Raw genomic sequence first — 11599 nt, 5'->3', positions numbered from 1 at the left:
ACTCCCAAGTGACCGATAGCGGATAGTACCGTGAGGGAAAGGTGAAAAGAACCCCGGGAGGGGAGTGAAAGAGAACCTGAAACCATATGCCTACAAGCAGTCAGAGTCCGGCACTCAACCTAGTGTTTACTGGGTGAATAGAGTAAGAGGGATAGAAAGAGGTAGAAGTAATTAAGAGAAGAGTAAGCACTAAGTTGAGTGCCGGATGATGGCGTACTTTTTGTAGAACGGGCCGGCGAGTTACGGTAGCAAGCGAGGTTAAGCGTAAAGCGGAGCCGAAGCGAAAGCGAGTCCGAAGAGGGCGGGAGTTTGCTGCCGTAGACCCGAAACCGTGCGACCTACCCATGGCCAGGGTGAAGCCGGAGTAAGATCTGGTGGAGGCCCGAACCACGTTGGCGTTGAAAAGCCATGGGATGAGCTGTGGGTAGAGGTGAAATGCCAATCGAGCACGGAGATAGCTGGTTCTCCCCGAAATAGCTTTAGGGCTAGCCTCAGGGTAGAACCTATGGAGGTAGAGCACTGAATGGGCTAGGGGCCAAGTAGGTTACCGAACCCTATCAAACTCCGAATGCCATAGGAAGGAACCTGGGAGTCAGACTACGAGTGATAAGATCCGTAGTCGAGAGGGGAACAGCCCAGACCTCCAGCTAAGGTCCCAAAGGGCATGTTAAGTGGTAAAGGAAGTGGGACTTCGAAGACAACCAGGATGTTGGCTTAGAAGCAGCCATACATTTAAAGAGTGCGTAACAGCTCACTGGTCGAGAGGTCCTGCGCCGAAAATGAACGGGGCTCAAACATGCCACCGAAGCTGGGGCTACCGCGGAAGCGGTGGGGTAGGGGAGCGTACTGTACGGGTAGAAGGCAAAGCGTAAGCTAAGCTGGACTGTACAGTAGAGAGAATGCCGGCATGAGTAACGAGAGTAAGGTGAGAAACCTTACCGCCGGAAGCCTGAGGTTTCCTGGGGAAGGGTAATCCACCCAGGGTAAGTCGGGGCCTAAGCCGAGGCGAAAGCGTAGGCGATGGGGAACCGGTAGAGAATCCGGTACCACCGAGGGCCGCAAAGAGAAGTGGGGACGCAGCGAGATAGGTGGAGCGTGCGGTTGGTAGGGCACGTCCAATCAGGCACCGAAGGGTACGTAGGCAAATCCGCGTACTGGCAGGGGCCTGAGAAGGGGAGCCGGAAGGCGAAGCCACCGAAGCAGCTGCCGAGAAAAGCCGCTATCGAGGTCCAAGGTGCCCGTACTGCAAACCGACACAGGTAGGCGAGGAGAGTATCCACAGGCGAGCGGGAGAACCCTCATTAAGGAACTCGGCAAAATGACTCCGTAACTTCGGGAGAAGGAGTGCCGAAAGGCCGCAGAGAAGAGGCCCAAGCGACTGTTTACCAAAAACACAGGTCTCTGCTAAGTCGGAAGACGAAGTATAGGGGCTGACGCCTGCCCGGTGCTGGAAGGTTAAGGGGAAGTGTGAGAGCACTGAACCGAAGCCCCAGTGAACGGCGGCCGTAACTATAACGGTCCTAAGGTAGCGAAATTCCTTGTCGGGTAAGTTCCGACCCGCACGAAAGGCGTAACGACTTGGGCGCTGTCTTGATGAGGGGCCCGGTGAAATTGTAGTACTCGTGAAGATGCGAGTTACCCGCGATTGGACAGAAAGACCCCGTGGAGCTTTACTGTAGCCTGTCACTGGATTTTGGTAATTCTTGTACAGGATAGGTGGGAGACGGAGAAGGTAGGGCGCCAGCCTTACTGGAGTCGGCGTTGGGATACCACCCTGGGATTACCGGAATTCTAACCTATAGCCGTGGAACCGGCGTAGGGACAATGGCAGGTGGGCAGTTTGACTGGGGCGGTCGCCTCCTAAAGGGTAACGGAGGCGCCCAAAGGTTACCTCAGCGCGGACGGGAATCGCGCGAGAGAGTGCAAAGGCAGAAGGTAGCCTGACTGCGAGAGAGACATCTCGAGCAGGGACGAAAGTCGGGCTTAGTGATCCGGCGGCAGTGAGTGGGAACGCCGTCGCTCAACGGATAAAAGCTACCCCGGGGATAACAGGCTGATCTCCCCCAAGAGTCCACATCGACGGGGAGGTTTGGCACCTCGATGTCGGCTCATCGCATCCTGGGGCTGAAGTAGGTCCCAAGGGTTGGGCTGTTCGCCCATTAAAGCGGTACGCGAGCTGGGTTCAGAACGTCGTGAGACAGTTCGGTCCCTATCCGTCGCGGGCGAAGGAAACTTGAGAGGCACTGCCCCTAGTACGAGAGGACCGGGGTGGACGAACCGATGGTGTACCAGTTGCACCGCCAGGTGCACAGCTGGGTAGCCAAGTTCGGAGGGGATAAACGCTGAAAGCATCTAAGCGTGAAGCCCGCCTCAAGATTAGGTTTCCCACCCGGCACTCAACTATACTTACTGGAGGAAGGCAAGATGTATTATGTGTATGTCCTGACAAATGAAAAAGGAAAGATATATATAGGCTATACGTCTAATATAAAGGAAAGGTATTTAGCGCATCAACGAAAAGAAGTAAAGAGTACAAGAGAAGGAAAATGGAGATTAGTATACTATGAAGCATATAGAGATAAAAAAGATGCGTTAATAAGGGAGAAACATTTAAAAAAGTCAGGACAAGGGCGTAGATGGCTAAAAGAGAGGATAAAGAATAGTCTTTCCACTAGTGAGTAGAGTTGAGTGCCGGGGTAAGACACCTCGAAGACCACGAGGTAGATAGGCCGGGGGTGTAAGAGTGGAAACACTCTTAGCTGACCGGTACTAATCAGTCGAGGACTTGACCGAGAAGGCTTTGTGCAGTTTTGAGGGTCTAGATTTCCGGTGGCGATAGCGGAGGGGAAACACCCGTTCCCATTCCGAACACGGAAGTTAAGCCCTCCAGCGCCGATGGTACTGCTTTCGCGGGAGAGTAGGTCGCTGCCGGTAAAATTTTATACATATTTAAAAGAGGTAGTCTGTTTTTAAAATGGACTACCTCTTTTCTAGTTTTTGTTTTCTATGTGGTGGAATTAGTAACTGCAATTAGTTTAACTAAAGGAGTTCAAGTAGCATTTCTTCTGCAGGGTCAATAATATGCATATTTAATTTTTCTGCAAGCTTTTCTTTCAAATAAGGTAAGTGGGTGCAACCTAGTACTATACCATCTGCATTAAAATTTTTAGGTACTAAATCAGCGAGACTAAATTTCTCGATGATAACTTCTGGAATTTCAAAATTTTCAATTGCCCTTATTATAGGAAGCATAGTTATTCCGATAATTTGAACTAACGGGTTATTTTCATAAAATATCTTTTCTATGGCCTCTAAGGATTGACTATTAGCAGCCCAAATTACCAGCCGATTGTACTTTGAAGCTACACTATGGTATACTTGAAGAGGTGTTACAATATTAGTATCTGGGTATTTTTGTTTTACGAGTTCAAGGTCTATTGCAGCTGAAAGAGAATTGCAGTAAATCATTATCTTCTTTATGTTTTCTTTTTTAAAATCCCCGATGATAGAGATTACTTTTTGTGTGAGGACATCAGGTTTTAAAAATTGGAGGATGTTTTGTTCATCCGGGGTTGAAGCCGTGGAAATTCCCAATGCTTCAATCCCGTTTTTTTTCACAAAATCAACTCCCATTTGAGTATCTACTGGAGTACCAGCGATAACCCCAATAATTTTATGAGATTGTGACAATAAGATCGCCTCCTGTTTAGAAAGCAGGTACTACGGCACCTTTATAATTGTCCTCGATAAATTTTTTAACTTCTGGAGAATTTAAGGCTTCGGCTAACTTCTTAAGTTCAGGCCTTGATTCATCACCTTTGCGAACTACCAGTACATTGACATAAGGGGAATTTGCTGATTCGATAAAGAGAGCATCCTTAGTGGGTACAAGTCCAGCTTCCAACGCATAGTTGGTATTTATTACTGCTGCATCTACATCTGATAATACTCTTGGCAGAGTAGCTGCTTCCAACTCGGAAATCTTAATTTTTTTAGGATTTTCGACAATGTCATTTACTGTTGCTTTAATACCTGCATCTGGTTTTAATTTTATTATTCCAGCTGATTGCAGCAGTAGCAAAGCTCTTCCGCCATTGGTAGCATCATTTGGTATGGCAATAGTAGCACCTTCTTTTAATTCACTGAGATTTTTAATTTTTTGTGAGTATATTCCCATAGGTTCGATATGAACTTTAGCAATGTATGTTAAATTGAGATTATGTTCCTTTGAAAAGTCTTCAAGATAAGGAATATGCTGAAAGTAATTAGCATCTAATTCTTTTTCAGCAAGTTTTAGATTAGGTTGCACATAATCTGTAAACTCTACAATTTCTAAATTAATTCCCTCTTTCGCAAGTATAGGTTTTACGACGTTTAAAATTTGGGCGTGGGGCACTGGAGTAGCTCCTACTTTGATGGTTATCTTTGATGTGTCCTGTGTTTGGGATTGGGATGTTTGTTTTGCTCCACATCCTGAGATAAAAAGTGTTATAAGACTAAATAGTAAAACTACGGTTAAAATTTTTTTCACTTTAATTTCCTCCTCGTATAATTAATTTTAAAGACAATAAATTTGTCTCACTTCTTAAAAATTTAATAAAGCGCATTCATAACTGGAAATCTTTAATATTCTCATCTTGTCTAAAATCTTATCTATTGCCATGAATCCGTAATATTGCGCAATATGCAGGATTCATGGCGCGGCCGTCTCATCTTTTTTCGGCCTTATTATTTACTTTTGAGATAACTTGTAGCATTATTATACTGTAAAGTTAATGTGGGACAGGCTTTCGTCCTCCATGCGGCTTGACCGCTCTTTAAAGTGTGGTCCCTACACCAGATTTGCCTTTTCTTACGCGAAATCTGCTTTGTCATATATAAGCCCCTGGCAGCAGAGGATTCAGGCTTATATATTAAGAGCTAATTGCGAGGTTGCTACATAATCTGGTTGCTAGGGTTATCTCAAATTAACTTTTACTTACTTTATCAATTTTGAAAGGAGGTGTAACAATCTTGAATAAGCTTTTTGTTGGTATGGATGTAAGCCTGAATGATGTCAAGGTTCATATTCTCGACCAGGAGGGTAATGATGCTTCCTCTCGTTTTTCTGTAGAAAATAACCCTCATGGTTGTGATGTTATAGTTTCCCGTATCTTGGAGTGTTGTAATAAATACAATATCCAAAAGGTCTTTATTGGTTTGGAATCTACTTCAGTCTATGGCTGGCACCTCCAGTATTATTTGGCTGATCATTCTGCTCTTAAGCCTTATCAACCTTCTATTACTACTTTTAATGCTAATATTATTAATGCTTTTAAAAAGTCTCTCGGCAATTTACCTAAAAATGACTGGATTGATGCCTTTGCTATTGCTGAAAAACTGAGATTCGGTAGACTCCCCAAATCTTGTTCTGTAGATTTTAGATATCTTGCTCTCCAGAGGCTTACTCGCCATCGCTTTCACATTGTTAATAGTATTGTTAGAGAAAAAAATTATTTCCTCAGCAATTTGTTCCTTAAGTTTAGCGGTTTGTGCCAAAATAAAGTCTTTAGTAATAATTTTGGAGCAACTGCTACTGAAATATTTAATGAGTTTTTCACCCTTGATGATATTGCGGCTCGACCGCTTGATGAGCTTGCCGGCTTTTTGGTTGACAAGAGTAAAGATCGCTTTGATGATCCAGAAGCTACAGCTAAATTGCTTCAAGAGGCTGTTCACAAGTCTTATAGAATTAATGCTACTGTAGATGATTCTTTAAACTTTGTTATCAAGTCTTGCTTTGATAATCTACAGTCCCTTGAAAAACAGAAGAAAGCTGTAGAAAAAGCCATTATTAATGAGGTAAAAGGATTTAACAATGAATTCCTTTGTCTTACATCAGTAAAAGGTATTGGCCCAACCATCGCAGCCGGCTTAATATCTGAGATAGGCGGAATTTCAAGGTTTGATAATGATAATGCCCTTGCAAAGTTTTCCGGCCTTTATTGGTCAGAGTACCAGTCTGCTGATTTTAAAGCGGAGGACACATATCTCAAGCGTACTGGTAATGAGTATCTCAGATATTATTTTATTCAAGCAGCTGACCAGCTCAGGAAGTATTTACCTGAGTTCTCACAATACTATGCCCGCAAATTTAAAGAAAGCAAAACTCACAAGCATAAACGTGCTCTTGTATTGACTGCACGTAAAACTGTAAGGTTAGTCTTCGCTCTGCTGCGCGAAGAAAAACTTTATAAATCCCCAATAATGAAAGGAGATGATTGTATAAGTTAACATATTATCCCATAACCATATTTTACATTAATTTCCATCAGCTTATTGCGTGATGGTTAGCTTTGCTATGCCCTTTTTTAGGTTATTTTATTAAATTTTTTTTTGAATTTTTTTTATCACCCTCTTGACATATTACCGAAATACTTTTTAAATATAATTTACCGGTTCCTTGACAGATGTTTTACTAATATATCTCCTAGAAATTGAATTAGTTGTACCATAGCTACCAAAATTGCTACGGTATAAAGCATAATGTCGAGCATAAATCGCTGATATCCATATCTTACTGCTAAATCTCCTAGCCCACCACCTCCTATAACACCTGCCATTGCAGAATATCCTACTAAATTTATAGTAGTTATAGTAACCCCTGCTGCTATGGAAGGTAGAGCCTCAGGGATTAACACCTTAGTTATAATTTGAAAAGGCGAAGCTCCCATAGACTGGGCTGCTTCAATGACACCGCGGTCTACCTCTCTCAATGCTGTTTCGGTAAGCCTTCCCATAAAAGGGATAGCTGCTACAGAAAGTGGAACAATAGCAGCAGTGGTTCCTATAGCTTTTCCTACAAGCAACCGGGTGAAAGGTATAAGTACAATTAAAAGTATTACAAAGGGTACAGAACGGAAAATATTTACAATAGTACCTAGTATTTTGTTTAAAGGTTCGTTATGCAGTATCTGATCTTTGTCAGTTACCATTAACAGCACACCAAGTGGTACACCAAAAATTGTTGCTATGAGCGTTGATACCACTACCATGTATATAGTTTGCCACGTTCCGACCAGCAATAAGTTTATAGTTTCAGACATTTTCAATCACCTCCACGTCGAGTCCCAAATCTTTTAGATATTTTAAAGCAGCGTCTGTTTCACCGTTTTTGCCTCTTAGCTCAACTATAAGAGTACCGTAGGGCATACCCTGGATGTGGTCAATGTTTCCATAGAGAATATTGGTGTCAACATCAAATTTTCTTATAATGCTTGATATGACAGGTTCTGTTGTAATTTCGCCGAAAAAGGCAATTTTAATAATTTTGCCTTCCAAGTGTTCGTGGGACAAGTTTTCAATCCTATCTTTTAATTCCTTAGGTATTTCTGATAAAGTTACAGATTTTAAAAAATTTCGTGCGGTTTCTGTTTGAGGTTTTTTAAATACTTCAATAAGAGGTCCCTGTTCTACCACACGACTTTTTTCAATAACTGCTACTTTATTGCAAATTTGTTTAATGACATTCATTTCATGAGTTATGAGAACTATGGTGATTCCCAGCTCCCTATTTATATCTTTTAAAAGATTTAAAATAGAAAGAGTTGTTTCTGGATCCAGCGCTGAAGTAGGTTCGTCACAAAGAAGAACTTTCGGATCATTAGCCAGGGCTCGTGCTATGCCTACCCGCTGTTTTTGACCGCCTGAAAGCTGAGAAGGATAGTTGTCGGCCTTGTCGGAAAGCCCCACGAGCTCTAAAAGATTTTCTACTTTTTTATCGATTGTCCTTTTGTCCAGCCCGGCAATCTCCAAAGGAAAAGCCACATTGCCTCTGACAGTTCTGGATGATAACAGATTAAAATGCTGGAATATCATGCCTATTTTTTTTCGCATTTCTTTTAATTCAGAGGGAGAAAGCCGAGTCATTTCAACACCATCTATCTCAATTGAACCGGAAGTTGGCTTTTCGAGCATATTTATGCAGCGCAGGAGAGTACTCTTTCCAGCACCGCTCAGACCTATAATTCCAAAAATATCGCCTTTTTCTATGTTGAGGTTGACGTCTTCCAAAGCCCTAACATTTCCTGAAGCTGAATGATAAACTTTTGTAAGATTTCTAATATAGATCAAAGAAAAGCCTCCTTTCCCAAAATAAAAATAAAAAATCCTCTTCTGACAGTACGAAGAGGTTTTTTAAATCCTCTTATCTGCCAGAACTCAACGTTCTGCAGGAATTAGCACCGTGCAGCCGCATGTTTAAAACTTTCGGCCACCGGTTGCCGGGTTTCATCGGGCCAGTCCCTCCACCTGCTCTCGATAAGAGTTTTTATTTTATTATTCACTTCAGCAATTTAATTAGATAATAACATCAACATAAACTTTTGTCAATAGGTTAAAAAGCAATTTGTCAATAGCCAGCGAAAATGTCATTGTTATCGCAATAATTAATCCAAAAGTGTCTACAATAATATACTAACACCAGTTATGCAAGCCTATGAAATGTTAAATAAACTTAGTGAAAAGCACACTGAACTTTTTAAAAAGGATCACTTTTCTTCTGATTTTTGTGCTATAATAAATTAAAAATTTCTTTGGAGGGTTTTGGTCATGTTAAAAAGTAATAGAATTGAACTTGTTCCATTTGAGAGCAAATATTTTGAAAAATTTGTAGAGTTTCGGAATAGTGATGATAGTAGAAATTTAACGATGCCGGGTATACCATATCCTGTTACAGTAGAAACTGTTGCAGAAAGGTGGAAAACAAAAAAAGATCCAAAAGAAAATGGAGAATTCGCTATAATACTTAGGAGCACAGGTGAATATATAGGAAATGTTTCATATAATAATGTCGACTGGAAAAATAGAAACTGTGAGATTGCAATAATGATTGGGGAAGAAAAACACAGAAATAAAGGCTATGGTACGGAAGCTTTAAATTTACTACTGGATTTTATTTTTAATGAATTAAATTTACATCGAGTAGAGTTAAGGGTTTATGATTTTAATGAAAGGGCAATAAAGAGTTATGAAAAATGTGGTTTTAAAAAAGAAGGGCTATTGAGAGAAGTAGTATATAAGCACGGTAAGTACATAAATGAATATGTAATGGGAATTTTAAAAGAGGAGTTTATTAATAGAAACAATTATTACCAGGAAAATAATAACAATAATAAGTGAACAAGGAGGATAATTATGAGAGCTTTTATTGGAATTGATATAGGCGAAAAAGCTATAGAGCAGATAGTGAGATTTCAGGAAACATTGAAAAATTATACTGTAAAAGGGAGATGGACTTATAAAGATAATTTCCACATCACATTAAAATTCTTAGGAGAAATAGAAGTAGAGGCTATTTCTAAAATAGAAGAAGCGGCAAAAGTTGCAGTAAAAGGCATCAGCCCTTTTTACATACGACTTTCAGAAGTAGGATTTTTTAAAGGTGATAAGGAGATGAGAGTTTTGTGGATAGGAACAGAAGAAAGTGAATTTCTAAATAAATTGCATCACAATATAGATAAAGAATTATATAAAATAGGATTTGCAAAAGATGAAAGAAAATTTACTTCCCACATTACTATTGCCAGAGACATACGTTTAAGCATTGACATAGAAGAAGTAAATAATCTTTTTGAAAAACAAGAGAAAGAGGCTATTTTAGTAGATACAATTTTTTTGTATGAGAGCGTTATACAAGAAAATAGAAGAAAATATATTCCTATATTTAGTGTGCCTTTAAAATAAGAAGTAAGATGCCTAAAAAGCATCTTACTCTGGATTTACATAAAGGGTCTTTTGGTTTGTATATATTACAAAACCTGGTTTTGCGCCAGAAGGTTTTTTTACGTATTTTTTTAAGGTATAATCAACAGGTACATTTGAAGAATTTTTCGCTTTGCTATATTTGGCGGCTAATTTTGCAGCTTCAATAAGAGTTGTTTCAGGCACAGATTTGTTATTTGTCTTTATTATGACGTGGGACCCTGGTATGTCTTTTGTGTGAAGCCATATATCGTTAGGATTTGCGAATTTTAACGTTAGATAATCGTTTTGAGTGTTGTTTTTCCCTATATATATGTCGAAACCGTCTGAAGATACTACATGCAATGGTTGAGAAAGAGTTTGCCGTGATATTTTTTTCTTTTGCTGCTTATGTATATACCCTTGTTCAGACAGTTCATTTTTTATTTCCTCTATTTCTGATGGTAATGTACAATTTTCCAAGTTCACTAGTTGACCTTCTAAATAAGTTATTTCCTCAAGAGTATCGGATATTTGTTTTTCTATTATTTTATTGGCATTTTTTAACTTGCTGTATTTTTTAAAGTATCTTTGGGCATTTTCTGAAGGGGAATATTTTTTGTCAATGGGTATTTCAATTTCTTCGCCAGTGTAATAGTTCATGGTTTTGAAGCTTTCCATTCCTTTTTTTAGAAGGTGCATATTTGCTGTTATAAGTTCGCCGTAAAGTCTAAAAGTGTCAGCATTTTTTGCTTCGTTTAATTCTTGTTGAAGTTTATCTAATTTGTTATAAAGTTTTTCTAAATTGTTGTTGATGATTTTTCTTAAATCCGAGGACCTTGCTTGCAAATTTACTATATTTGCTTTTTCACTGAAAAATTTACAAGCAGCTTGGTTCACTGTAGGGAAAAAAGTTTTTGTAATATATTGAGATAAATCAATACAAGAAAAGTCAATTACTTCATTTTCCTGAAAAGCAATGCAAGGTTTTAAATTTAAGCTTAAAACATCTTCATATATTTTTTTTATGTTTTGATATAGATTTTCAATTTGCTCATCTTCTATTGATTCTACAAATCTGTCAGATACATTACATCTAAAAGCAACTTCTCTTGCTAAAGTGGGGCTAAATCCTTGTAGAATATCTATTAAGGCTTTTTCAATTTTTTTTGATTTGTAGTTGTTAACAGCTTCTTTAAAAGAAGGTAACGAAAGATTATTTATATTTAACTTTTCTTGCAGTGGTGGGCAGACATATTGCCTCCCAGGTAGTACTTCTCTTACTTTACTCATATCGGAATATACTCTTTTTATGCTATCTATTATCGTTTGAGTAGCTTTGTCAATTAATATGATATTGCTGTGTTTTCCCATTATTTCAATAATTAGAGTTTTAATTGTTTGATTTTCTAATTCATCTTTTGTTTCTATATCGATTTTTACTATTCTGTCAAATTCTACTTGTTTTATATCTATTATCCTGCCGCTTTGAAGAAATTTTCTCAAAAGCATGCAAAACATTGGAGGCTCAGCAGGATTTTCTTTATTTTCTTCTGTAAGATATATTCTTGGATAATTTGCATTAGCAGACAATAGCAGTTTATAGTTTTTACCTTTATTTCGTATTATAAAGATTAATTCTTCTTTTACAGGTTGATATATTTTATCAATTCTTCCACCAATAATTTCTTCTTTTAATTCTTTTGTTATTGCATGTAAAGTTATACCGTCCAAAGCCATAGTTATAACCTCCAGATTTTATTGTATATAAAAAGTATACCATGAAATCGAAGGGTTTAATAGTGAAAAATTGATTGTGTTGATTTTAGTTGTAACATTTGTTACAATAAAACAAGATGTAAAAATAGGAATTAAAGTT

The 11599-nt window shown here is 38.9% G+C and carries 8 protein-coding genes, 2 rRNA genes and 1 riboswitch (1 of these 11 only partly in view); of the genes, 5 read left to right on the top strand and 5 right to left on the bottom strand.

Translation table 11 applies throughout. The features are described from left to right. Positions 1–2793, top strand: a 23S ribosomal RNA gene (locus EB239_RS10120); it begins 471 nt to the left of the window's first position. Positions 2794–2825: 32 nt separating this feature from the next. Beyond that, positions 2826–2934, top strand: a 5S ribosomal RNA gene (gene rrf, locus EB239_RS10115). Between the two features lie 105 nt (positions 2935–3039). On the opposite strand, the gene EB239_RS10110 is transcribed toward rrf, so the two are convergent. Both EB239_RS10110 and EB239_RS10105 read right to left on the bottom strand, forming a co-directional pair. Then, complete coding sequence (locus EB239_RS10110) at positions 3040–3690, bottom strand: aspartate/glutamate racemase family protein (protein ID WP_003869565.1); 651 nt, start codon at positions 3688–3690, stop codon at positions 3040–3042. 16 nt (positions 3691–3706) lie between these two features. Next, a complete protein-coding gene (locus EB239_RS10105) occupies positions 3707–4531 on the bottom strand; it encodes a MetQ/NlpA family ABC transporter substrate-binding protein (RefSeq protein ID WP_003869564.1) in 825 nt (274 codons plus the stop codon). 503 nt (positions 4532–5034) lie between these two features. On the opposite strand from EB239_RS10105, the gene EB239_RS10095 reads away from it, so the two are divergent. After that, positions 5035–6273, top strand: a complete 1239-nt coding sequence (locus EB239_RS10095; protein WP_201035670.1) for an IS110 family RNA-guided transposase — start codon at positions 5035–5037, stop codon at positions 6271–6273. 158 nt (positions 6274–6431) lie between these two features. Here EB239_RS10095 and EB239_RS10090 read toward each other — a convergent pair whose 3' ends face one another. Next, positions 6432–7085, bottom strand: coding sequence for a methionine ABC transporter permease (locus tag EB239_RS10090; RefSeq protein WP_003869563.1), 654 nt, complete (start codon positions 7083–7085; stop codon positions 6432–6434). After that, positions 7078–8112 carry a methionine ABC transporter ATP-binding protein gene (locus EB239_RS10085; protein WP_003869562.1) on the bottom strand — a complete coding sequence of 345 codons (1035 nt, stop codon included), beginning with the start codon at positions 8110–8112 and terminating at the stop codon, positions 7078–7080. The genes EB239_RS10090 and EB239_RS10085 overlap by 8 nt, the downstream gene beginning before the upstream one ends. A gap of 70 nt (positions 8113–8182) precedes the next feature. Then, positions 8183–8305, bottom strand: a riboswitch (SAM riboswitch). 284 nt (positions 8306–8589) lie between these two features. On the opposite strand from EB239_RS10085, the gene EB239_RS10080 reads away from it, so the two are divergent. Then, the gene (locus EB239_RS10080) at positions 8590–9159 is read left to right on the top strand and encodes a GNAT family N-acetyltransferase (protein WP_003869561.1); all 570 of its coding nucleotides are present in this window, start codon (positions 8590–8592) and stop codon (positions 9157–9159) included. Between the two features lie 15 nt (positions 9160–9174). Continuing rightward, positions 9175–9723 (top strand): RNA 2',3'-cyclic phosphodiesterase, encoded by a 549-nt coding sequence (gene thpR, locus EB239_RS10075; protein ID WP_003869560.1) that lies wholly within the window; start codon positions 9175–9177, stop codon positions 9721–9723. Positions 9724–9747: 24 nt separating this feature from the next. On the opposite strand, the gene EB239_RS10070 is transcribed toward thpR, so the two are convergent. Further along, positions 9748–11460, bottom strand: a complete 1713-nt coding sequence (locus EB239_RS10070) for an Rqc2 family fibronectin-binding protein (protein ID WP_003869559.1) — start codon at positions 11458–11460, stop codon at positions 9748–9750. Positions 11461–11599: the final 139 nt, after the last annotated feature.

The sequence above is a fragment of the Thermoanaerobacter ethanolicus JW 200 genome, from assembly GCF_003722315.1.
Classification (GTDB): domain Bacteria; phylum Bacillota; class Thermoanaerobacteria; order Thermoanaerobacterales; family Thermoanaerobacteraceae; genus Thermoanaerobacter; species Thermoanaerobacter ethanolicus.
Note: the sequence above shows the minus strand (reverse complement) of the source record. Positions and strands in the feature narration are given on the sequence as shown.

Coding starts and splice junctions, on each gene's coding strand:
- thpR (WP_003869560.1), top strand. CDS start 9,175: ATGAGAGCTTTTATTGGAATTGATATAGGCGAAAAAGCTATAGAGCAG.
- EB239_RS10095 (WP_201035670.1), top strand. CDS start 5,035: ATGGATGTAAGCCTGAATGATGTCAAGGTTCATATTCTCGACCAGGAG.
- EB239_RS10090 (WP_003869563.1), bottom strand. CDS start 7,085: ATGTCTGAAACTATAAACTTATTGCTGGTCGGAACGTGGCAAACTATA.
- EB239_RS10080 (WP_003869561.1), top strand. CDS start 8,590: ATGTTAAAAAGTAATAGAATTGAACTTGTTCCATTTGAGAGCAAATAT.
- EB239_RS10070 (WP_003869559.1), bottom strand. CDS start 11,460: ATGGCTTTGGACGGTATAACTTTACATGCAATAACAAAAGAATTAAAA.